Here is a 20,825-nt window from a genome sequence, read left to right as displayed (position 1 = left end):
TTTTAAAGGTGGATTTCCGTGCCGATGCCGCCGTCGGTGAAGATTTCAAGGATCAGCGCATGCGGCAGGCGACCGTCGATGAGGTGGACTTTGCCCACGCCACCGCGCAGCGAGTCGAGAGAGGAGTCCACTTTCGGGATCATACCGCCGCTGATGATGCCTTCGGCCTTCAGTTTGGTGATGGAGGCTTCATCAAGGCTCGGGATAAGCGTTGAGTCATCTTTCGGATCACGCATCACGCCACGCACATCGCTGAGGAAGATGAGCTTGGTGGCCTTAAGTCGCTTGGCGAGGCCACAGGCGGCGAGATCGGCGTTCACGTTGAGCGTTTTGCCGCTGGCGAGTTCGCGGGCGACGGGAGAGACAACGGGCACGAACTCTCCGGCCACGGCGGCCTGGATCAAACCGAGCTTGCAGTCGTTCACTTCGCCGACCCAGCCGAGGTCACCCTTCATTTTCTCACCCAGGAACACTTCGGTGCCGGGAATGCCGACTGCCTTGCCGCCAAAGGCATTGATCTTGGTCACGATCTCAGGGTTGATCACGCGGGCGAGTGTTTCCTCGACGATCTTGATCGTCTCGTCGTCGGTGACGCGCATGCCGTTGATGAACTTGGCCTGGAGGCCGGACTCGGTCATCGCCTTGGAGATCGCCTTGCCGCCACCGTGGACAATGACAGGGTTGATGCCCACGGCTTCGAGGAAGACGACGTCACGCAGGAAGGAATCGACCTGCACGGGGTCTTCCATGGCGCTGCCGCCGACCTTGATCAAAAACGTGCAGCCTCGGAAGCTCTGCATGTAAGGCAGGGCTTCGAGAAGTACGGCGGATTTGGTGATTTGGACGTCGAGGGGATTCATCGAGGTGAAAAGAAATACGCGCGCCGATCAGGCGAAGCCCTTCTGGCGTTTCGCGTGGATGGCGGCGGAGTATTCGGCGCTGTTGAAATCGACATACTCCTCAGAGAGGTCGCTGGTATAGACGGTGTAGCCGCTGGTGCCAAGATTGAGGTCGATGGTGACAGTGAACTTCGGCTCCTTGACGATCTTCTCCAATTCGGTGACAGGCGTGTGGTTGGCGAGGCCACCTTTGCAGGCCAGCAAGCCGCCGAAGTAGATGTCGATGAGTTCCTCACGGATTCTTGCGCCGGAATAACCGACGGCGTGGATGATGCGGCCCCAGTTCGGGTCACAACCGTGGAAGCTACACTTCACGAGAAGTGATTTCGCGACGGTCTCGGCCACCTTGCGGGCGTCGGCCAGTGTGCGGGCGTTGCGGACGCGGATTTCGACAAACTTGGTCACGCGCTCGCCGTCGCAGACGATCATCTTGGCGAGTTCGAGCATCACCTTGTGCAGCGCGCAGCGAAACAGTTCGGCCTCGGGCGAGTTCTTGCGGATCGTCGGCACGTCGGACTGGCCGTTGCTCATCACGATGACGGTGTCGTTCGTGCTGGTGTCGCCGTCGATGGTGATGCAGTTGAAGGACTTTTCCACGGCGTAGCGCATGCTTCGGTGCAGTTCGTCCTTGCCGATCTTGGCGTCGGTGGTGATGAAGCAAAGCATGGTGGCCATGTTTGGGCAGATCATGCCCGCGCCTTTGGCGATGCCGCCGATGCGGAAGCTGCCTTTGCCGCAGGGCACCTCGACCGCGAAGGTCTTAGGCTGCGTGTCGCTCGTCATGATCGCGCGCATGGCCTCCTCGGAGCCCTGATCGTGCAGTTTGGCGACAGCGTCGGTCACTTTCGGAGTGATGCGCTCGATGGGCAGCGGCATGCCGATGATGCCGGTGGAGCAGACGAGCACCTGGCGCATTTTCACACCCAGTTCTTCGGCGACCGCCTTGGTCATCGCTTTCGCATCATGAATGCCCTGAACGCCGGTGCAGGCGTTCGCATTGCCGCTGTTGGCGATGATAGCGCGCGTATCGCTTTCCTTGATGTGCTGCTGGCAGACGCGGACACAGGCGGCGCGGACTTTGTTCGTCGTGAAGACCGCGTCAGTCACAGTCGGCGTGTCGGAAACGATGAGCGCGAGGTCGAGGCGCGTGGCCTCGGGATTTTTGATGCCGCAGGTCACGGCGGAGGCGCGAAAGCCTTTCGCGGCGGTGACACCGCCGTCGATGACTTTGAACGGGGTCCGGCCTTTGCAGGGATCGTCGTCGTGCTTGAGGGGCATATCAGATGTTCATGAGGCCTGCGGTGGCTTCAAAACCGCAGATGAGGTTCATGTTTTGCACGGCCTGGCCTGAAGCGCCTTTGCCGATGTTGTCTTCCGTGCTCATCAAAATGAGTTGTCCCGCCCGTGCGTCATAGGACCAGCCGACATCGACGAAATTCGTGCCGGTGACGTTCTTGGTGTCGGGAGACTGGTTCACCCCGAGCAAACGCACGAAGGGCTGCTTGTCATAGGCCGCATGCAAAACATCACCAACCTGCTCGATGGTCGAGCCGGGCTTGAGCTGAGCAAACGTCGTCGTGCAGATGCCGGAATGCGTCGGCATGAGATGCGGCACAAAGGAGAGCTTCACCTCACGACCGGCGGCAAGCGCGAGTTCTTGTCCGATCTCGCTCAAATGCCGATGCAGCGGAACGCTGTAGCTGCGCACGCTGTTTTGCACCTCGCAGAACAAGAGCGGGATGCTCTCTTTACGCCCAGCGCCACTCGCGCCGCTCATGCTGGCGACGGAAAGTGGCGAATCGGCCAGCAGGTCCGCTTTGAGCAATGGAATGAGCGGCAGCAGGATGCTGGTGGGATAACAACCCGGGCAGGCGATGAGCCGCGCGGACTTGATCTGCTCCGCACGCACCTCGGGCAGCGCATAAACGGCTTCATCGAGCAGTTCAGGCGCGGGATGCGCATGACCGTAAAATTCTTCATACAACGCGGCGCTGCGCAGGCGGAAGTCGGCGCTCAGGTCGATGACCTTCAAGCCGAGTTCGAGCAAGGGCTTCGCGTATTCAGAGGCAACTCCGTGCGGCACCGCAAGAAACGCGATCTCAGCGCCTGCGGCTTTCAGTGCGGCCGCGTCAGGGGCGGTGAAGGTCAGTGAATCGGCGACACCGACGCCCCGGAAGCGCGGAAACTCTTTGGAGAGTGCTTTACCTACGAGCGAACGCGAAGTCACCGCCACGAGTTCTGCGTTTGGATGGCGCAGCAGCAGGCGCAGGAGTTCGGCTCCTGAATAACCACTGGCTCCTACGACGGCGACTTTGACTTGGGCGGACATATTGCGGGGGGCGGAGTATGGGATGTCGCGCGAACCGTGCAACCCTGAAAAAGGTCATTTCAGCCTGCTAGAAAAGCAGGCCGCATGCCGTGGCCGCCCGATCTTCCGCCTTACTGCTGCGGCAGCTTCAATTCGACACGCTTACCGCCGCGCTGGACGATGGCGACGAGTTTTTCACCGGGGCGATGCTGCTGAAGCAGATGGCCGATGATGGCGCTCTCGGTGATGCGCTGTTTCAGATCGCCGATCTGCACGAGGATGTCGTCTTTCTGGAATCCCTCCTTCTTGGCGGCGGCATGCGGGCCGTACTGGCCGACATGGAAGATGCGCAGGGCCATCTGTTCTTTGTCGAGTCCGAGGCCGGCGCGTTCTTCATCGGGGATGTCATCCATCTTCATGCCGCCGAAGGCCATGGCTCGCATGGGCCAAGTGCCAGCACGTTTGCCGATGTCTGCCTTCAAGCGCCAGCCAGCGGGCAGTTCGAGCGTGAGGGCGGTTTCTTTGCCATCGCGCTGAATCGTGGCCGGAATCGAGCCTGAGTCAGGCGCACGGTGCAAAATCCAGCTCACGTCGGCGATGGAGACGAGCGGTTGGTGGTTGAGTAAAATGAAAACGTCACCGGCTTTGACGCCTGCGGTCTCTCCGGACGACCCAGCGGTCACCGCCTCGACTTTGGCGATGTCATCCGTGGCCAGCGTGATGCCGAGCGTCTCGATGGACGGCTGCGGATAGATCCATTCCACCGGCATGGGCTGGCTTTGGGCGCGGTAGTGCGCGCGGAAGGCGTCTCCGACCATGTGGCAGTGGACGCAGCTCTGCATGACCTTGCCGTCCCAGTCGAGTTTGCTGGGATACTTGGCGGCGAGCGTGGGAAACTCGACGGGCTTCTGGTAGGGCACGGGACCGCCCTGCTTGCCGGTGAGCGTGGTTTTGTTGGCCGGATAGCCTTGGTGGATGGCCAGCACGGCATCGAGCGCCTTCTTGAAGCTGGCGGTGGTTTTGTTCAGCGGATCTTTTTGATGCAGCCAGGAGCCGTAGCGGCCGTAGATCGTGCCATCGCCGTTGAACATGATCGCCGAAAACGAGAGATCGTAATCAAACTGGAACTTGGCGAGGTCGAGCGCGTTGGCGTTGATGACGCGGACGCAGACAAATTGGTCCAGCAGCGGCACGAGTTCCGGCTCCTGGAGCACGCTGGCGTCGATCCCGGCACAGGACATGCAGGGCACGCAGCGCAGCACAACGAGCAGCGGCTTGCCGGTGGTCTTGGCAAGACGGAAACCGCTGTCGATGTCATTCCAGTTCCAGCGCGTGTCGTTTTCCATCTTCGCCTTCTCGCCGCGCACCGCGCCTTCGCGGTCTTTGACGGTTTCAGCATGAGGGAGCGTGGCAAAAGTCAGCCAGAGGGCCGGAACGAGTGATTTGGGCTTCATGCTTTAAATTCTGCCAAGGTCGTCGCCCCGTTGGCAAGCCAGGAAAATTTGCCGTGCGGTTTTTGGAATGGACAGAAGGCCGTTTCATTCGGTTAATCGCGGCCAGCTCACCCAAGCCCAGCATTCATGCCCGAAGTAACTGCCATCTCCAAGTTTGCCTGTCCTGCCTGCGGCGCGGAGGCCGTGTGGACGCCGTCGAAACACGCGCTGGTCTGCCCTTACTGCGGCACCGAGTCGCCCGCCGAACTTAAAAGCGATGGCACGCTGGTGGAAGAAAACGACCTCGTCGCCATGCTGCGGGCCATTCCCGATGATCAACGCGGCTGGGCGGCGGTACGCAAGACGGTGAAGTGCCAGAGCTGCCATGCGATTTCGGTCTTCGATGAAAAGCGCGTGGCGCAGAACTGCGATTTCTGCGGCTCGCCTGCGATGCTGGCGGTGGATGATGTGGGCGCGCCGATCCGGCCCGGCAGCCAGCTTCCCTTCAAGATCGCGCAAAGCCAGGTGCGCGAGGACATCCGCCGCTGGTATGGCAGCCACTTCTGGGCGCCGAACAAACTGGGCCAGAAAGCGCTCACCGACACGCTGCACGGCCTCTACCTGCCTTACTGGACCTTCGACGCGCACGCCGAGTGCCCGTGGGAGGCGGAGGCCGGTTACTATTACTACACGACCAACAGCAAGGGCGAGCGCACGCGCCACACGCGCTGGGAATACGCCTCCGGCCATGTCAGCACCGACTTCGACGACGTGCTCGTGCCCGCGTCGAAGGGTGTGCATCCGAACCTGCTCGAAAAACTGCAACCCTTCCCGACCACGACCGATCTGCTGCCGTATGACCCCGGCTATCTCTCCGGCTGGGTCGTGGAGCAGTATCAGATTGATCTCATCAACGCGGCGCAGGATTCACGCGGCCGCATGGATGGCCAGTTGAGGGATCAATGCACCGCACAAATTCCTGGAGACACGAGCCGCAATCTGAAAATCTCCCCCGACTACAGCGCCCAGACCTTCAAGCATGTGCTGCTGCCGGTCTGGCTGTTGACTTACACCTACGGCACCAAGAATTACCAAGTGGCCGTGAACGGGGCCACCGGCAAGATCACCGGCGAGTATCCGCTGAGCTGGGTGAAGATCACCATCGCGATTGTGATCGGTTTGATCATCCTGGGCATCATCCTTTCGTTTCAGAACTGAGCCGTTGTGAACTTCAAATTCCGAGAACTACCCATCGCCATCGCGCTGCTCGCGATTGTCGTGTTTTTCGCGATCAACGAGCCGGCGTTCCTCGGGGCGCGCAATTTGTCGATGTTGGCGACGGAGCTCTCCATCACTGCGACGCTGGCGATGGGCATGCTGCTCATCCTGCTGCCGGGGCACATTGATTTGTCCGCTGGCAGCGGCGTGGGTTTGCTGGGCGGCATCGCCAGCGTGCTGGTGTTTCATCATCAACTGCCTGCGCCCGCCGCGCTCGGCTTGGGATTGTTGTGCGGCGTACTGATCTGGATGGCGATGGGCGCGTTCATCGTGCGCGAGCGCATGCCGTCCTTCATCGTCACGCTTGGAGCGCTCTTAATTTTCAAAGGGCTGTTCTGGCTCGTCATCGACAACGCCACCGTTCCCGTGGCTCCCGGTGGTCAGAGCAATCTCTACTCACTGCTCACCACTTACTACCTGCCGCAACGATTCGGCTGGCTGCTGGCCGCCATTCTTGTCGCGGCGTTGATCTTTACCACCATCAGCGCCCGCAAGCGCCGCCTGGAGAACGGCTTTGCCGTGGACAGCAAAGAGATGGCCTTCCTGCGGTTGTTCATCACGGCACAGGCCATCGCGCTTTTTGTGCTCGTTACCGGCCAGTTTCGCGGCATTCCCCTGCCCTCACTCATTCTCGGCGGTGTGACGATGATTGTGTATGCCGTCACGCAGCACACGAGCCTCGGACGGCATTTGTATGCCATCGGCGGGAACACCGAGGCCGCGTTTGTCTCCGGTGTGCCGATGAAACGCACAGTGATCGCGGCTTACAGCGGCATGGGGGCCATCGTGGCCATCACCGGCTTCATGCAAACCGCGTATGCGGGTTCCTCCACAACCACGGTCGGCGATTTGATGGAACTCGACGCCGTGGCCGCCTGTGTGATCGGCGGCGTGAGTCTGCGCGGCGGCCGCGGCACCGTTTTGGGCGTGCTGCTCGGCGCATTGATCATCGCCTGCCTGCTCAACGGCATGACGCTTATGTCCGTGCCGCCAGAGCGCAAATTCATCGCTCGTGGTGTCGTGCTGATCCTCGCCGTGTGGATGGACATGCGGCTGAGCCGCAGGCAATGACACCCGTCAGGGCTTGGCAGCATCCCATTCGACGAGGAAAGGCATAGGCTGGCCCGCCTGAGGTGCGACGCCCAGTTCTTGCCGCACGGTGTGGAAGCAAAGAGCCTGGCCCTTGCCCTTCACCTCCTGACCTCCCGCGAACTTCCAATCAAAGGTTTCACCCGTGACCCAGGACCATTCACGACGCACTTTGACGCCGCCGAGGAACACATGGCCCTTGTGGCCGGTCGCGCCCACCGTCAGCGTCCGGCGCAGCCATTCCCACTCCTGCGGAGTTGTGATCGCGGCCAGATAACCGCCCATGTCCTTGGCTTTCTTCCGCGCCTCGACCCATTTCAATTTTTCTTCCACCAACTGGTAGCGATGGCCGCCGAAAACGAGCGCGGCAGCAGGACTGGCAATGTCAGCGATTGGAGGTGATGGCTTCTCGACGATCACGGGAACTGGTGTGGCCGCGGGCGGAGGCAGCGTTTCCGGCACTGCCTCAGCAATCAGCGCTGCGGGCGTGGTGACTTCCTGCTCTTGAGATCCGCCGGACAGCACGACCACCAAGGCAGTCAGCGCGGCGACAGTGGCGAGGCTGTAAACCAGCAGTCCCTTCGATTTCCGCGCCGAAGGAGAACTCGTGGCTCCAGGGTCATCCAGCGTCAGCAGCAGCGATGGCGGCACCGCCGCGAGCGCCTCGCCGCCGGTTTGAATGGGCGGCGTGGGCAAAATCGCGTCAAGATCGCGCCGAAAGTCGGACACCGTCGGATAACCCTGCTCGAGGTCTGTCTCCATCGCCTTGGAGATGATCGCGTCGAAACGCGGATCAGTGCCGGACAACACGCTCGGCATGCGAAAGCTGCCGCGCGGAACCTCGCCCGTGAGCATCTCGTACAACATCACGCCGACCGCATGGAGATCGGCCTGGAGGTCCGCCATCGCCTGGGTGCTGTCCACCAGGCGTGCCAGCCCAAAGCCTGCCACTTTCACCACGCCTGACAGGTTGATCAAAAGGTTCGAGGGCCTGAGATCACCATGCGCGAAGCCCTGCTGGTGCGCGCAGGCCAGCGCGTCGCACACATGCGCGGTGATCGTCAGCGCCTGTGCCTCTGTCAGTCGGCCCAGCGTGATGAGCAACCGCGCCAGATCCGTCCCGTCCAGGTACTCCATGACGAGGTAAAACAGCCTGTGGCCGTCCTTGCTGTTCTCATGCTCAAGAACACCCGCATCCAAGACTTTCACAATGCCTGGATGTTCCAACTCCGAGAGCGCGAGCACCTGCTGCTTGAACGCGTCCAGTTCATTCGCGTCGTCCAGTCGATCCGCCAGCAGCACCCTGACCGCCACCGGGCGCTCCGGCGTGATCTGCGCCGCCTGATACACCGCCCCCATGCCACCGCAGCCGAGCAACGCCTCAAACCGATACTGCGGCAACCAAGCCTGCATTTCCTCGGTCAAAGGCGACTGCCAGCGACCGACGGGTCTGAGGTGGGAGGAATCGTTACTCATGCGCACAGGATGTTTGAGCCGGGTTGGAGGCTACCAGCGTCATGAAACGAGGCCATACCGTGCGTGATTTCAGTTCTCTCCGGCCTTGCCAGCCTTGTGGGTGGCTTCGATGGCCTCCTCGATGTTGTGCAGAGCCTTGTCAGAGAGGCCGTTCTCCAGATCCTTGGCGGCCTGGCCGCTGAGGCGGTGGGCACTTTCTTTGAAGGAGCCGTGCTTGTTCCCCTTGTCCTTCGACAATTCAATCTCGGCCTTTTTGAGATAGATGATGGCGTCACCCACTTCTTTGGCGCTGCCTTTGGCGAGTTCCTGGGCTTTGGCTAGATTCTTGAGGGCACCATTGATGCGCGACTGTTTCGGATACTCCGGCAGCTTGGTCGACTTCGATTTGGACTTGTCGGCCCCTGATGCGCAGGTGACGACGATGAGGAGCACACTGACCGCGAGAGTGAAGATTCGGTTCATGGCGTAGGTGGATAGTTGGAGCGGATGTTAGGACTCTACCGTCAAATGCAAAGGCTAAAATTCACCCGCCTGCTGCGGCGGACATGACCATCTCCGCATTCGACATTCATGCGTCATTCGCCATTCTCCCTACATGTCCGCCGCCTCCAAAGCGCAAATTCATCGCCTGCGACGTCTTGTTGATTCTCGCCATTTGAATGGACATGCGGCTTGGTTACAGGCAACAATTCTCACACCATTAATATGAGCACAGGCAAGCCGCTCAGCATTTCACGCGTCTTTGTGGCCCTTTGGTGCCTGGCTCTTGTTGCCATGGCTGTAATCGCATTCCAGCCGGAAGCAAACCGGGCATCTCGCCTCAACACCGTGGGGTTGGTTCTTGGCCTCCTCGTAACTTGTGTTGCGTGCCTTTGGTCCAAAAGAAGAGCAAGAATGGCGTGCCTCGCTGGGCTCGGTGCTTTGGCGTCGCTCGTTGCATGGCCTTGGAGCATCCACACTCCCATCCAAACTTTGCGCTCAAGTTATGTGGAGCGGCTGCAAACATATGAGGGCTGTTTGTATTATTGGGGAGGAGAGTCTCACCGTGGCATCGACTGCTCCGGTTTGATCAGAAGAGGTTTGATCGACGCTTGTTTTTACAGTGGTGTGGCTAACGCAGACTTGGGCCTGATCCAGCACGGTTTGACGCTTTGGTGGAATGACACGAGTGCCAAAGCCCTGGGTGAGGAGCACCAGGGACTGACAAAACATTTGTTCGACGGTCCTGACCTGAAGACTCTCGATCACAAGAAATTGCAGGCTGGAGACATCGCTGTCACCGATGATGGTGTTCACATCATGGCTTATCTTGGCGATGAAACCTGGATTGAGGCAGACCCTGGCAAATTGAAGGTCATTAAGATTCATGCACCCACCACAACCAACGGTTGGTTTCTCCATCCCATCAAAATTTTGAGATGGAGCCTGCTGCAACAGTAATGATGGTTCATTTCGGCATTCGACATTCATTCGTCATTCGCCATTCTGGCTTCGTCATTTACCCACATGTCCGCCGCCTCGAATCTTCTCAAACAACACCTGCAGCAGCGCCAACTTCTCGGCGTGACGCACATTCCGCTGCGGCCCGATGCACTGGATAAATTGAGCGGCCTGGACCGCAAGCCGGTGACGCGCGAGATTCCTGAGACAAAGCCGATCAGCGTCGAATCCGCGCCCGGAGCACGAGCGATTCTCGACAATCCGCCGCCGGAGACCAAGAAGCCCGGTTTGATCGAGGTCGCGGGTGACACCATCGAGGAAAAACTCGCCGCGCTGCGCACGATGGCGGAAACGTGGGAACCGGCGCGTGCTTTGGAAAGCCTGCGCCAGACGATGGTCTTTGCGGTAGGTGATCCACACGCGAAATTGATGTTTGTGGGCGAGGCACCGGGCGCGGAGGAGGAAAAGCTGCGCGAGCCTTTCGTCGGACCTGCCGGGCAAAAGCTCACGGCCATCATCAAGGCGATGGGACTCGATCGTCCGCAGGTGTACATCAGCAACATCTGCAAATTCCGCCCTGCGATGGACAATCAGGGCAGCGGCAACCGCAAGCCGACCGCCGAGGAGATGAAGGCGTGCCTGCCCTTCGTGCTCACAGAGATCGATCTCATCAAGCCGCAGGTCATCGTGGCCCTCGGTGCCACGGCAGCGGAAGGACTCGGTATGCCCGGCAGTGTGGGAGGGCTGCGCGGTCGTTTTCACAGCACCAGCGGCATTCCCACGATGGTGACTTATCATCCGTCGTATCTGTTGCGTGAGGAAAAGATGGGCGACGGCATTCGCGCCAAGCGCCAGGTGTGGGAGGACATGCTCAAGGTCATGGAAAAGCTCGGCCTGCCCATCAGCGAGAAGCAGCGCGGCTATTTCCAGGCAAAATAGGCATGGAGGCGGTCGTTTGAATGCCGCCATGAAACCAAAATCGTTCAGCCGCCGCGATCTGCTCAAACTCGGCACCGCGGGCGCCACGGCGCTGGCTGGAACGGAAACGCAGGCCGCCGGGAAGAAGGCCGGGCCGGTTTGCGAGGAAGGAGGCTGCTGCATCACTCCCTCGGGTGATTTTTACAACGTCGAGCGCGGCAATCCGCTGCCGTACAAGCTGCCCGTCGAAAAACAGCGTGAGATCGGCATGTTGCGCGAGACGTGGCAGCTTGAGATCGTCGCCGATCCGGCCAGCAACTCTAAAATCGAGCGCCCGATGCTGCGTAGCGATGGCACAGCGCTCACGTTCGAGAAACTGATGGAGATCGCGAAGACGAAGGCGGTGAGTTACTTGAAGGTCATCACCTGTAACAACCTCTCCGACCCGCTCGGTCACGGTTTGTGGGAAGGCGTGCCGTTGCGTGATGTGCTGTGGCACTGCGGCCCGGTCGAAAACCTGCGCCACATCTGGTATCATGGGCATCATAACGAAGACCCGAAGCAGATCTTCAAATGCTACCTGCCGATGAACCGTGTCTTTGAAGATCCGCCGGGCGAGCAGCCCGTGATCCTTTGCTACAAGCTCAATGGCGAGTTCCTCACCGGCGAGCGCGGCGGTCCGGTGCGCATGATCGTGCCGGAGGCATACGGCTTCAAATCGGTGAAGTGGCTGCAACGTGTCGGCTTCACCAACGAACATCAGTCCGACGACACCTACGCGAACGGCAACAACGACATCAACTCCTGGCTCAAGACCTTCGCGCGATTCGGCGACCTGCCATCGCAGATCAAGGCGGGTGAGCCGCTGACGATCCACGGCAATGTCCAAGTCGGCATCTCCGGCCTCAAGAAGGTGCAATACTGGCTGCGTGATGTGAACCAACCGCTTCCGGCGAACGATCCACACCTCACCAAAGCGCCGTGGCAGGACGCGCAGATCGTTCCATTCGATGGCGGCGGCATCGCAGGCTTCAAAGGCGCGCCGCTGCATCCGGCGCAGTTTGATCCCGTGACGAGAAAACCACGCGAATGGCCGCTGCGGCACACGCTTTGCCGCTGGACCGCGAAACCGCTCAAAATCCCCGTCGGCAAGCATGAGCTGCGCTGCCGCACGATTGATGCGAACGGAGCCGCTCAGCCGATGCCGCGTCCGTTTCCGAAATCCGGTCGCAACGGCATCCAAAAAGCGCTGTTGGAGGTCTTGGCATGACGCGGCTCATTCAAATCGCCGAAACTGAGGCTGACACGCTGCGCTGCTTCGATGTCATGCATGAACTGCGCCCGCATCTGACGCGGCAGGAGTTCCTCGCGCGAGTCGCACGACAGCGCGCGCAGGGTTATCATCTGGCGTTTCTCGAATGCGAGGGCGTCGTGCGTTCCGTCACCGGCTACCGGCTGCTCGAAACCCTCGCCTGGGGCCGCATCATGCATGTGGACGATCTCGTGACCTGCGGCGCCGACCACGGCGGCGGTTTTGGCAGCGCTTTGCTCGACTGGCTCATCAGGGAGGCGAAACTGGTCGGCTGCGCTCAACTCCACATCGATTCCGGCGTGCAACGCTTTGGTGCGCATCGGTTTTACCTGCACAAGGGCCTGGACATCACTTGTCATCATTTTGCGCTGAAGTTTTAAGGCGCATGGAAGAAATTTCCCGCGCCAGATGATGAGGGCTTGGCAAACGGAACGTTTTCCCTGAGAATCACTTCTCAACTCAAACAACCAGCCATGTCGCGCAAACTCAGTCACATCGCCCCGGATTGGTGGGATTACACCACCCTGGACTTCGACCTCATCAACGACGCCGCAAGGCTCACCGAGCGCGATCTGCGCCAGCTTTCGCGGCCCGGCTTCAAGGTCGTCATGTACGACACGCTGGAGGATTTTTACCTCGCCGAGGCCCTGGAATACATCCACGCCTGGCGTCAGGCCACGCCGGACAATCCCACAGGCATCTGCGGCCCCATCGGCCCCACGGAGCAGCTCCCGCTCGTGGCGCGTCTCATCAACGACCTCGGCATTTCCATCAAAGACGGCCATTTTTGGGGCATGGACGAGTGGTACGACGAAAACACCAAGAAAGAGGTCAGCATGGAGCATCCGCTGTCCTTTGAGCGGGCGGACCGCCAGCTCTGCTTCGACCGCATGCAGAAAAAGCTCTGCATGCCGGACTCCCACCTGCATTTCCCAAAAGCGGACGTGGCTGAATATGTGAAAAGCTGGCAGAGCGGCGTGCGCTGCGTCGTCATGCAGGGCGGCCAGGGCGACATCAAGCACTGGGCCTTCAACGACCCCCTCAAGCGTACCGGCAAATGGAAAAACGAGCCGCCGCCCCCTGCCGAATACCGCAAGCTCAGCACTCGCGTCGTCGAGTTGCATCCCATCACGCTCGCGCAAAACGCCCGCACTTCCGGCGGTGGAAACATCACCATGGTGCCCAAGATGGCCATCACCGTCGGCCCGAAGGAAACCTGGATGGCCGAGAAGGTGAGCATCTGGCACGCCGGCCTGCATGACAATCCCCTGGGCCAGCGCCTCACCGCGCTGATGATCTCCAAACGCCTGGCCGACAGCTCGGTGCCGATGTCCTTGCTCGCGGATCACCCCAATGTGCAGTTCAACTACTACCGCGGCGGCCTGGGCCACTGCGAGGTGGAGATGCATTAACCAGGGGTTCCCAATGGCAGTTTGCGAGTTTGACGCGCTGTGGCGCGTCGAAACTATCGTTTGCTATTTGCCGGACTAGACCGACATACGGGCCGCAAGTTAACCTGATAAAGGCTAAGCTAAGTCGTTCATCAGGTCGTTTCTTTGGTGTTCTGAAATCCGATAACGGAGCTTACTCAAGCCTTGGCGCAGGCTGACCGAACCCAATAAACGAAAATGAACACGAAAATGTATGTGGGCAATCTGCCCTTTAGCGCCACCGAAGATGATATCCGCAGCCTGTTCTCCGAGCACGGTGTGGTGACTGATGTCTTCCTCCCCATGGATCGCGACACCGGCCGCCCACGCGGCTTTGCCTTTGTCACCATGGACTCTGCCTCCTCGATGGAAGCAGCCATCCGCGGCCAGAACGGCAAGGACTTCGGCGGTCGCAACCTCGCCATCAATGAAGCCCGTCCGAAGGAAGAACGTCCTGGTGGCGGCGGCGGTGGTGGCTACGGCGGTGGTGGTGGCGGCGGCGGTGGTCGCGGCGGCTACGGCGGCAAGGGCGGTGGCGGCGGCGGTGGTCGCGGCGGCTACGGCGGCGGCGGTGGTGGTGGCGGCGGCGGTGGCCGTGATCGCTACTAATTCGCAGCGCATCCTATTTTAAACCAATCTTGGCGGCATCCTGGCAACGGGATGCCGCTTTTTCATGGCTCACGGGGAAAACCAAAACCATTTGAGCAATCGTTTGCTATTGCGGCCCTGGCGACGATAGGAGCACCGCAAGTTAACCTGGTGCATGCCAACTAAGTTGTTCATCAGGTGATTCTTTTTGATTCGTTGGTGTTCTGAAATCCGATATCGGAGCTCTGTCTGGCCTCTCACAGGGGAACTGCGACCCAATAAAAGATATGAACACGAAAATGTATGTGGGCAACCTGCCCTTCAATGCCACCGAAGACGACATCCGCACGCTCTTCACCGACTACGGCACTGTCACCGACGTCCACCTGCCCATGGACCGCGAATCGGGCCGCCCCCGTGGCTTTGCCTTTGTCACCATGGATTCTACCATGGCCATGAACGAAGCCATCCGTGGCCTCAATGAGAAAGACTACGGCGGTCGCAACCTGACCATCAACGAAGCCCGTCCGAAGGAAGATCGCCCAGCCTATGCAGGTGGCGGCGGCGGCGGCGGTGGTGGTGGTCGCGGCGGCTACGGCGGCAAAGGCGGCGGTGGTGGCGGCGGCGGTCGCTACTAAGCGCCCCTGATTCCCTCCCAACCCCCAAAATTCACGGCGGTATCCTGGCAACGGGATGCCGCTTTTATGTGCCCTGACGCCGCACTGGCAGCACCCAATCCCAAACGATGACGAGGGCTCAAATCATAACTCGGCGAGTCACTTCGTCGCTTCGATGATGGCAATGGTGTCCTTCTCCACCTGTTCAGCGATGGTTTTCAACTCGGCTGACTCAGACAGAGAAGCCAGCAGCGCCGAAGGACGCACCATTCCAATCAAAGTCTTGCCGCCGTCTTGATAAACGGAGATGCGACATGGCAGAGCGATGTTCATGCCCATGTCGGCAGTCAGCACGGCGGCGGCTTGCTGGGGATTGCAGACTTCGAGGATGTGGCAGGCATTCGGCAGGTCGAAGCCCTTGCTCGCGAGGGTCTGTTTGAGGTCGTAAGTGTGCAACACGCCGTAGCCGTGCTGTTTGACCGAGGCTTCGAGATCGATCACGGCCTGGGCCGGTGATTTGGTGGTTTCGGCGATATAGCGTGGATTCATGATGGGGACACTGCCGCAGGAGAACCACGATTGCATCACACAAGCTCACGAAAGCAGCGCCTCGGTTGTCCCAAAGGCGCGCCACCTCATTATCTCTGCCTGAAACTATTTTCGGCAAATGAGCGCCGTTCCTGGAAATAGAAAGACACACTCCATGCCGAACCTCGACGACCAGCACCATGACCAATTTCTCCGCCTCTTTGCGGAGCATGAGGCGGCACTGCACACCTTGCTGCGGGGCCACTGCTGCCATCCCGTGAAGACGCCAGCGAGGCGCTTCAGGAGACGATCATCGTTCTATGGCAGAAGTTCGGCGAGTTCGATCCGACCCGTGAATTCCGCGCCTGGGCATCGGGCATTGCGCAACACAAGGCGCTGGCTTTGCTACGTGACCGATAATGTTACCTGCACAAAGCCTTACAAGAGCACACAGATATCCTCCTCACAGGCCATGTCGAGATCAGTCTGGTCGCCTCGTAGTCTTGGGACCACCATGCTCACACCCGAATCCCTCACCGCCACCTTGCTCGCTGAGCGGCTGCCGCTCACGGCGTTTTTTGCCAGCGTGACGCGGGATTTTCATCTGGCGGAGGATGTCTTTCAAGAGGTGTGCGTGAAGGCGGTGGCGCGGGCGGAGAGCTTCGAGACGACGGCGCATCTCATGAACTGGGCACGGCTCGCCGGGAAAAATCGCGCCATCGACATTCTGCGGGCGCGGGATGGTCGTTACGTTGGCCTCAGCGATGAAATGCTGGCGCTGCTGGCAGAGGACTGGCCGAATGAATCGAAGACCGATGCGATGCAGGAGGCGCTGGATTACTGCATCACGCAGATCACGCCGAACAACCGCGAGGTGCTGCGCCTGCGTTACTTTGAACGTCGCAATTGCACCGACGTGGCCGCGATCATGGGCCGCAAGATCGAAACCGTCTATCAAGCGCTCGCCCGCCTTCACAAAACCCTCGGCGACTGCATCCGCGCCCGCCTTCAAACCGAATCCGCCTCATGAACGACACCGACTTTCTCGCTCAAGCCATGCGCTACCAAGACGGCGTTCTCACGCCGGATGAAGTCCTCGCCTTCGAAACCGCCATGCGTGATGATCCGGTGAAACGACAGCTCTTTGCCGACATGCAGGTCCGCTCGATGGCGCTGCATGATCGGTTTCGTCAGGAGGCATTCCGCATCGAACCGGGTCCAAAGAGAAGAACCACCTGGATCACCCGCCCGATCGCCGCGATGGCCGCCGGGCTCGTCATCGGCCTTTTCAGCGCGTCGATTGTCTGGGCCATCTCATCGCCGAAAGCGACGACCGAGCGGCTCTTTTCGCTCTTGAACGGCTCGTTCGATGAAAACCGGCTGGAGCATGGTTTTCCTCACCAAGCGGGCTTTTGGAGTGGTGATGAGGCCGCGATCCGCGATGGCCAACTGCGCTTCATCGCACCCGGCAGCGATTCGGGCGATCCTACAGGTCGCGCGATCTCCTGCGATGTGTTCCAACTCGTCGATCTGCGCCCGCTGCGGCACGCGCTGAGCCCGGAGGGCGATTCCGTGCTCGAACTTAGTGCGGATTTTCGCGATGGTCGTGCCCCCAACACAAGACCCTCTGTGTCCTTCTTCGGTCAGCTCTACCTTTTCTCAGGCGATCCCGGCTCCCTGCATCAAACCTGGCCGCAAAGCATCCCGGAAGCCCTCGCCAGCGGCAGTGCCCAGGTCACCACGCTCGGCTCCGATGCTAAAGGTGTGCGCACCCTCACTGCGAAGTGCCTCATCCCTGCTCAAGCTGATTTCGCCGTCATCCAAATCGCCGCCCGACCCAATCTTCGACCTGCTAAGCTCGATGGTCTCTCCGCTGACAACGTGAAGCTGACTTTGAAAACCCAGCCCACCTTGCCTGTGCGCATCGTGCAGCGGTGAGATCAGCAGTAGGCAGAAGAATGGGGGCAGTAGAATGACGGTGAAGCAGACTTTAGCCCTTATTCTTCTGCCCCCATTCTATTACCTAAAATGAATTGTCGATTCTTCGTGAGGCTCTCCGTATTTCCCAAGATGATCCGTCCAACCTTCCTCCTATTTTTTGCCTCCACAGCCGTCGCTCTCGATTACCCGCACGTCACCGCCGAACCGCAAAAGACCGGCTGGCCGCTCACGGCGGAAGAACGTGCTTATGTCATCGACAAGCCCGAATACGAGCGCCGTCCGGGTCGCGAGTCGAACAAGCATCTGCCGCAGCTTTGGCCTCAAGTGCCCAGCGCTGGCCATTTCGGCGGCGATTCATGGCTGAAGCTTCACGAAGCCCATGTGAAGACCGTGCAGGCCAATCAAGGCCCCATCGACGTGCTGCTCGTCGGCGACAGCATCACGATCCAATGGGGTGAGTCATGGAAAAAACACTTCCCCGAGCTCAAAGCCGTCAACATCGGCATCGGCGGCGACAAAACGCAGAACGTGCTGTGGCGACTCGATCACGGCGGTGTCGAGGGACTCCAGCCCAAGGCCATCGTGCTCATGATCGGCAACAACAACATGTTCTTCACCCCCGAGACCGGCATCGAGGCAGCCGCGCTCGGCATCCAGATGTGCGTGAAGAACCTGCGCGAGAAGTTCCCCGCCGCCGCGATCATCGTCGCGAAGATTCTGCCTGCCCACGCTCCCGGCAATCGTTTCTACGAGGACATCAAGAAGACCAATGCCGCCCTCGATCCGCTAAAGCTCGAAAGTGATGCCAAGGTGAAGGTACTCGACCTTTGGTCCGACTTCACGAACGCCGATGGCACAATCAAGAAGGACCTCTTCACGCCGGACAACATCCATCTCTCACCTGCAGGCTACGCCCTGTATGCGCTGCGATTGAAGCCGCTGTTAGAGACGCAGTAGGTGACAGCGAAAAGAAATCGCTCACCTCATTTCTGCAGGGCGCACCCTTGAAGGCTATATGCTCCAGCCCCTGATCGAAAAGATATGTCACGCGCAAAAACAATCGCCTTCTTCGCATTGATCGGCCCGGCCGCCGCAGCCGTACCGTTTCTTATCACGATCCTCACTCTCGCCGCCTTCCATCGCGACGCCCAGGGGATCGGCATTGCGGTGGCTGCGTTGTTCATGGCCTATGTTTATGGTCTCATTCCATCGGCGGTTTCCGGATTGCTGTTTTCATGGGTCGTGGGCCGCCATCCGCATGTCGTCCATCGCGCGGCCTCCGTTGCGCGGGTGGGAGCGGGCGCCGGTTTTCTTTCGTCCCTGCCCCTTGCAGCTTGGGCATTTCTCCTCACTGAAAAAGTCCTTGCTTACGATCACGCCCTTATGGCTGCGGCCTTCCTTGTTCCCGGCATTGTTTCCGGGGCCGTCTGCGCGGTCTTGTGGCGTAAGTGGGCATCCGCTGTGACAAAGCATTCTCCGACGCGGAAGACCATGAACTCCACACCCGCAAGCTGACGACAGCCAATTCATTTCAGTCCCTTTCGGCCAGCATTCCTTTCTCCTTGCAATGGATTGGTGAAACAGGAAATCTCCCCACCATGACCAATTTTGATATGGTGTTATGGGGGTTTATCGCAGTGCTTCTCACTGGGGGGCTGGTCGGTTACTTTAAAGCTGGGAGTCGGGTGTCGCTGCTTACGAGTGGCCTTATCGCGGCCCTCCTGGCGTTCGCCGCTTGGGGATTTTTCGGCACAACCACTTCCCGCTCGGTCGCGAGATTCATTGTCGGATGTCTCTTTTGCCTCTTTGGCTACCGCTGGTGGGTGAGTCGAAAGTTCATGCCCGGTGGCCTCATGGCCCTGGCAGCGCTTGCGACCAGCGGCCTGCTGGCGGGATTTGACGATCATTAAAACGGAAACTTTCATTTACGGTGTGCCGGTCCTCGTCGCCGCTTGCGCTCACGATCGCGTTTGGCTCTCCTGCCTAAACCGCTTTGTCGAGTGTTTGAAAGGTTCCCCGTATTCTCAGGATGATCCGATCCGCTTTCCTTCTCTTCGTTATTTCCACTGCTGCCGCACTCGATTATGCGGAGAAGCTGAAGCCGCTCCTCGCGGGTCAATAACCGGATTTAGGCAGGAGAATCTGAACCATTCTTCTACCCCCATTCTCCTGCCTAACTTATCTGCCATCTTCCATGTCACCACTCCGCCTGCTCTTCCTCCTAGCTGCCGCAGTGGTGCCTCTCGCCGCCGAGCCATCAAAGCCGAACATACTTTTCATCATCGCCGACGATCTCGCCACGCGTCTCGGCTGCTACGGTGACAAGACGGCCATCACGCCGAACCTCGACCGACTCGCCAGCGAAGGTGTCGTGTTCACCAAGGCTTACTGCCAGGGCGCGGTCTGCACCCCCAGCCGCACTTCGTTCATGCTCGGGCTGAACACTCGTCATGCGAAGGCGAATCATTTTATCGAGCATCCCGACACGATGACGATGGGGCGCTGGTTCCGCGAGCACGGCTACCAAACCGCCGCCATCGGCAAGATCGATCACGACGACCCCAACGACGCCTACACCGACCCGAAGGCCTGGGACTTGCGAGTGAAGCGTGAGGACATGGCCCCGAAGCTGCCCACACAAAACACCTTCTTCGATGAGGACCTCGGCCAGCAGCGGAAACGCGTCTCGCTCATCCGCCTTGCCGATTCCCAAGAGGCCATGGGCGACTGGGTGCGTGCCGAGCGCTTGATCCAGTTCTTCGACAAGGAACGCGATGCCTCAAAGCCCTTCTTTGCCGCCATCGGCTTCCACACCCCGCATGTGCCCTGGGACAGCACCCGCGCGATTTACGACCAGCATGATCCGGCGAAGTTCACCCCTGAAACGACACCCGCCGATGCCACTCCCCTGCCGCCCGGCTCTCTGCTGCAAGAGCCCGGCATGGAAATGAGCGAGGCCCATCACCGCGAAGGTCTCCGCGCCTATTACGCCGCCGTCACCACGCTCGACCAGCAGATCGGTCGCCTGCTCGATCACCTCCGTGCCAAAGGCCAGCTCGACAACACCCTCGTCGTCTTCACCAGCGATCATGGTTATCACCTCGGCTGGCGCGGCCAGTGGTGCAAACACAGCATTGATGAGCAAGTCATGCGCGTCCCCCTCATCGTGCGCCATCCGAAGGGCGCAAAGAACGCCAAGGCCAGCGGCATCGTCGAACTGCTCGACCTCTTCCCCACCTTCTGCGACTTCGCCGCACTCCCCGCGCCTGAAACGCTCGATGGCAAAAGCTTCCTACCCTTGCTCATGGACCCGAAAGCCGCAGGCAAACCCGGTGCCTTCTGCCAATGGGGCAACGGCCGCACCGTCCGCACCTCACGCTGGCGCCTCACCGAACGCCGCGAAGGCACCGCGGAACTCTACGACCACAGCACCGATGAGGCCGAGTATCACAACGTCATCGCCAACCCCGATCATGCCCCGCTGGTGGAGCGCCTGCACAGCATGTTGGACAAGGAGTTCGGCCCAATGACAGCGTTGTCTCCTCGAAAGGCCGCAGTAAAATAATAG

General features: G+C 59.9%; 23 protein-coding genes. 16 read left to right on the top strand and 7 right to left on the bottom strand.

Features of this window, described 5'->3' with window-relative positions:
• Positions 1-2: 2 nt before the first annotated feature.
• From argB to ACILSI_RS05930, 4 genes are all read right to left on the bottom strand, one after another.
• The gene (gene argB / locus ACILSI_RS05945) at positions 3-860 is read right to left on the bottom strand and encodes an acetylglutamate kinase (protein ID WP_395720936.1); all 858 of its coding nucleotides are present in this window, start codon (positions 858-860) and stop codon (positions 3-5) included.
• A gap of 27 nt (positions 861-887) precedes the next feature.
• Positions 888-2,177 (bottom strand): bifunctional glutamate N-acetyltransferase/amino-acid acetyltransferase ArgJ, encoded by a 1,290-nt coding sequence (argJ, locus tag ACILSI_RS05940; protein ID WP_395720935.1) that lies wholly within the window; start codon positions 2,175-2,177, stop codon positions 888-890.
• Position 2,178: 1 nt separating this feature from the next.
• On the bottom strand, positions 2,179-3,228 hold the full coding sequence (argC, locus tag ACILSI_RS05935) for an N-acetyl-gamma-glutamyl-phosphate reductase (RefSeq protein ID WP_395720934.1): 1,050 nt from the start codon (positions 3,226-3,228) through the stop codon (positions 2,179-2,181).
• 110 nt (positions 3,229-3,338) lie between these two features.
• Positions 3,339-4,661: a Trx7/PDZ domain-containing (seleno)protein gene (locus tag ACILSI_RS05930; protein WP_395720933.1), complete on the bottom strand. Its 1,323-nt coding sequence runs from the start codon at positions 4,659-4,661 to the stop codon at positions 3,339-3,341.
• A 126-nt stretch (positions 4,662-4,787) separates the two neighbouring features.
• On the opposite strand from ACILSI_RS05930, the gene ACILSI_RS05925 reads away from it, so the two are divergent.
• Positions 4,788-5,858, top strand: a complete 1,071-nt coding sequence (locus ACILSI_RS05925) for a zinc ribbon domain-containing protein (protein WP_395720932.1) — start codon at positions 4,788-4,790, stop codon at positions 5,856-5,858.
• A gap of 6 nt (positions 5,859-5,864) precedes the next feature.
• Positions 5,865-6,989 carry a sugar ABC transporter permease gene (locus tag ACILSI_RS05920; RefSeq protein WP_395720931.1) on the top strand — a complete coding sequence of 375 codons (1,125 nt, stop codon included), beginning with the start codon at positions 5,865-5,867 and terminating at the stop codon, positions 6,987-6,989.
• A gap of 6 nt (positions 6,990-6,995) precedes the next feature.
• Here ACILSI_RS05920 and ACILSI_RS05915 read toward each other — a convergent pair whose 3' ends face one another.
• On the bottom strand, positions 6,996-8,483 hold the full coding sequence (locus tag ACILSI_RS05915; protein WP_395720930.1) for a protein kinase domain-containing protein: 1,488 nt from the start codon (positions 8,481-8,483) through the stop codon (positions 6,996-6,998).
• A gap of 69 nt (positions 8,484-8,552) precedes the next feature.
• Positions 8,553-8,945, bottom strand: coding sequence for a hypothetical protein (locus tag ACILSI_RS05910; RefSeq protein ID WP_395720929.1), 393 nt, complete (start codon positions 8,943-8,945; stop codon positions 8,553-8,555).
• A gap of 243 nt (positions 8,946-9,188) precedes the next feature.
• On the opposite strand from ACILSI_RS05910, the gene ACILSI_RS05905 reads away from it, so the two are divergent.
• From ACILSI_RS05905 to ACILSI_RS05875, 7 genes are all read left to right on the top strand, one after another.
• Entirely contained in the window at positions 9,189-9,923 is a 735-nt protein-coding gene (locus ACILSI_RS05905) for a hypothetical protein (protein ID WP_395720928.1), read from the top strand.
• 66 nt (positions 9,924-9,989) lie between these two features.
• Complete coding sequence (locus ACILSI_RS05900) at positions 9,990-10,862, top strand: uracil-DNA glycosylase (RefSeq protein WP_395720927.1); 873 nt, start codon at positions 9,990-9,992, stop codon at positions 10,860-10,862.
• Positions 10,863-10,890: 28 nt separating this feature from the next.
• Positions 10,891-12,111 carry a molybdopterin-dependent oxidoreductase gene (locus ACILSI_RS05895; RefSeq protein WP_395720926.1) on the top strand — a complete coding sequence of 407 codons (1,221 nt, stop codon included), beginning with the start codon at positions 10,891-10,893 and terminating at the stop codon, positions 12,109-12,111.
• Positions 12,108-12,533 carry a GNAT family N-acetyltransferase gene (locus ACILSI_RS05890; RefSeq protein ID WP_395720925.1) on the top strand — a complete coding sequence of 142 codons (426 nt, stop codon included), beginning with the start codon at positions 12,108-12,110 and terminating at the stop codon, positions 12,531-12,533. Before ACILSI_RS05895 ends, ACILSI_RS05890 begins: the two co-directional genes overlap by 4 nt.
• 93 nt (positions 12,534-12,626) lie before the next feature.
• Positions 12,627-13,565, top strand: a complete 939-nt coding sequence (locus tag ACILSI_RS05885; protein WP_395720924.1) for a glucosamine-6-phosphate isomerase — start codon at positions 12,627-12,629, stop codon at positions 13,563-13,565.
• Between the two features lie 216 nt (positions 13,566-13,781).
• Positions 13,782-14,192, top strand: coding sequence for an RNA recognition motif domain-containing protein (locus ACILSI_RS05880; protein ID WP_395720923.1), 411 nt, complete (start codon positions 13,782-13,784; stop codon positions 14,190-14,192).
• A 266-nt stretch (positions 14,193-14,458) separates the two neighbouring features.
• Positions 14,459-14,809, top strand: a complete 351-nt coding sequence (locus tag ACILSI_RS05875) for an RNA recognition motif domain-containing protein (RefSeq protein ID WP_395720922.1) — start codon at positions 14,459-14,461, stop codon at positions 14,807-14,809.
• Between the two features lie 138 nt (positions 14,810-14,947).
• On the opposite strand, the gene ACILSI_RS05870 is transcribed toward ACILSI_RS05875, so the two are convergent.
• Entirely contained in the window at positions 14,948-15,337 is a 390-nt protein-coding gene (locus tag ACILSI_RS05870; RefSeq protein ID WP_395720921.1) for a DUF302 domain-containing protein, read from the bottom strand.
• A gap of 243 nt (positions 15,338-15,580) precedes the next feature.
• On the opposite strand from ACILSI_RS05870, the gene ACILSI_RS05865 reads away from it, so the two are divergent.
• The 7 genes from ACILSI_RS05865 to ACILSI_RS05835 all read left to right on the top strand — a co-directional run bounded on the left by ACILSI_RS05865 (position 15,581) and on the right by ACILSI_RS05835 (position 20,822).
• Positions 15,581-15,736: a sigma factor gene (locus ACILSI_RS05865; RefSeq protein ID WP_395720986.1), complete on the top strand. Its 156-nt coding sequence runs from the start codon at positions 15,581-15,583 to the stop codon at positions 15,734-15,736.
• A gap of 94 nt (positions 15,737-15,830) precedes the next feature.
• Positions 15,831-16,346, top strand: coding sequence for an RNA polymerase sigma factor (locus tag ACILSI_RS05860; protein WP_395720920.1), 516 nt, complete (start codon positions 15,831-15,833; stop codon positions 16,344-16,346).
• Positions 16,343-17,254, top strand: a complete 912-nt coding sequence (locus ACILSI_RS05855) for a hypothetical protein (RefSeq protein ID WP_395720919.1) — start codon at positions 16,343-16,345, stop codon at positions 17,252-17,254. Before ACILSI_RS05860 ends, ACILSI_RS05855 begins: the two co-directional genes overlap by 4 nt.
• A 132-nt stretch (positions 17,255-17,386) precedes the next feature.
• Positions 17,387-18,214, top strand: coding sequence for a GDSL-type esterase/lipase family protein (locus ACILSI_RS05850; RefSeq protein ID WP_395720918.1), 828 nt, complete (start codon positions 17,387-17,389; stop codon positions 18,212-18,214).
• A gap of 84 nt (positions 18,215-18,298) precedes the next feature.
• Positions 18,299-18,772 carry a hypothetical protein gene (locus tag ACILSI_RS05845; protein ID WP_395720917.1) on the top strand — a complete coding sequence of 158 codons (474 nt, stop codon included), beginning with the start codon at positions 18,299-18,301 and terminating at the stop codon, positions 18,770-18,772.
• Positions 18,706-19,167: a TMEM14 family protein gene (locus tag ACILSI_RS05840; protein WP_395720916.1), complete on the top strand. Its 462-nt coding sequence runs from the start codon at positions 18,706-18,708 to the stop codon at positions 19,165-19,167. The genes ACILSI_RS05845 and ACILSI_RS05840 overlap by 67 nt, the downstream gene beginning before the upstream one ends.
• 284 nt (positions 19,168-19,451) lie before the next feature.
• A complete protein-coding gene (locus tag ACILSI_RS05835) occupies positions 19,452-20,822 on the top strand; it encodes a sulfatase (RefSeq protein ID WP_395720915.1) in 1,371 nt (456 codons plus the stop codon).
• Positions 20,823-20,825 lie beyond the last annotated feature (3 nt).

The organism is Prosthecobacter sp. (assembly GCF_044232965.1).
Taxonomy (GTDB): Bacteria; Verrucomicrobiota; Verrucomicrobiia; order Verrucomicrobiales; family Verrucomicrobiaceae; genus Prosthecobacter.
The sequence above is the reverse complement of the archived record's forward strand: the minus strand, read 5'-3'. Positions and strand labels throughout refer to the sequence as shown.

What these genes read in the sequence shown, in the direction of transcription:
- argC (WP_395720934.1), bottom strand. Translation starts at nt 3,228, where the DNA reads ATGTCCGCCCAAGTCAAAGTCGCCGTCGTAGGAGCCAGTGGTTATTCA.
- ACILSI_RS05890 (WP_395720925.1), top strand. Translation starts at nt 12,108, where the DNA reads ATGACGCGGCTCATTCAAATCGCCGAAACTGAGGCTGACACGCTGCGC.
- ACILSI_RS05930 (WP_395720933.1), bottom strand. Translation starts at nt 4,661, where the DNA reads ATGAAGCCCAAATCACTCGTTCCGGCCCTCTGGCTGACTTTTGCCACG.
- argJ (WP_395720935.1), bottom strand. Translation starts at nt 2,177, where the DNA reads ATGCCCCTCAAGCACGACGACGATCCCTGCAAAGGCCGGACCCCGTTC.
- ACILSI_RS05885 (WP_395720924.1), top strand. Translation starts at nt 12,627, where the DNA reads ATGTCGCGCAAACTCAGTCACATCGCCCCGGATTGGTGGGATTACACC.
- ACILSI_RS05905 (WP_395720928.1), top strand. Translation starts at nt 9,189, where the DNA reads ATGAGCACAGGCAAGCCGCTCAGCATTTCACGCGTCTTTGTGGCCCTT.
- ACILSI_RS05915 (WP_395720930.1), bottom strand. Translation starts at nt 8,483, where the DNA reads ATGAGTAACGATTCCTCCCACCTCAGACCCGTCGGTCGCTGGCAGTCG.
- ACILSI_RS05860 (WP_395720920.1), top strand. Translation starts at nt 15,831, where the DNA reads ATGCTCACACCCGAATCCCTCACCGCCACCTTGCTCGCTGAGCGGCTG.
- ACILSI_RS05870 (WP_395720921.1), bottom strand. Translation starts at nt 15,337, where the DNA reads ATGAATCCACGCTATATCGCCGAAACCACCAAATCACCGGCCCAGGCC.
- ACILSI_RS05900 (WP_395720927.1), top strand. Translation starts at nt 9,990, where the DNA reads ATGTCCGCCGCCTCGAATCTTCTCAAACAACACCTGCAGCAGCGCCAA.
- ACILSI_RS05855 (WP_395720919.1), top strand. Translation starts at nt 16,343, where the DNA reads ATGAACGACACCGACTTTCTCGCTCAAGCCATGCGCTACCAAGACGGC.
- ACILSI_RS05875 (WP_395720922.1), top strand. Translation starts at nt 14,459, where the DNA reads ATGAACACGAAAATGTATGTGGGCAACCTGCCCTTCAATGCCACCGAA.
- ACILSI_RS05845 (WP_395720917.1), top strand. Translation starts at nt 18,299, where the DNA reads ATGTCACGCGCAAAAACAATCGCCTTCTTCGCATTGATCGGCCCGGCC.
- argB (WP_395720936.1), bottom strand. Translation starts at nt 860, where the DNA reads ATGAATCCCCTCGACGTCCAAATCACCAAATCCGCCGTACTTCTCGAA.
- ACILSI_RS05910 (WP_395720929.1), bottom strand. Translation starts at nt 8,945, where the DNA reads ATGAACCGAATCTTCACTCTCGCGGTCAGTGTGCTCCTCATCGTCGTC.
- ACILSI_RS05925 (WP_395720932.1), top strand. Translation starts at nt 4,788, where the DNA reads ATGCCCGAAGTAACTGCCATCTCCAAGTTTGCCTGTCCTGCCTGCGGC.
- ACILSI_RS05850 (WP_395720918.1), top strand. Translation starts at nt 17,387, where the DNA reads ATGATCCGTCCAACCTTCCTCCTATTTTTTGCCTCCACAGCCGTCGCT.
- ACILSI_RS05835 (WP_395720915.1), top strand. Translation starts at nt 19,452, where the DNA reads ATGTCACCACTCCGCCTGCTCTTCCTCCTAGCTGCCGCAGTGGTGCCT.
- ACILSI_RS05895 (WP_395720926.1), top strand. Translation starts at nt 10,891, where the DNA reads ATGAAACCAAAATCGTTCAGCCGCCGCGATCTGCTCAAACTCGGCACC.
- ACILSI_RS05880 (WP_395720923.1), top strand. Translation starts at nt 13,782, where the DNA reads ATGAACACGAAAATGTATGTGGGCAATCTGCCCTTTAGCGCCACCGAA.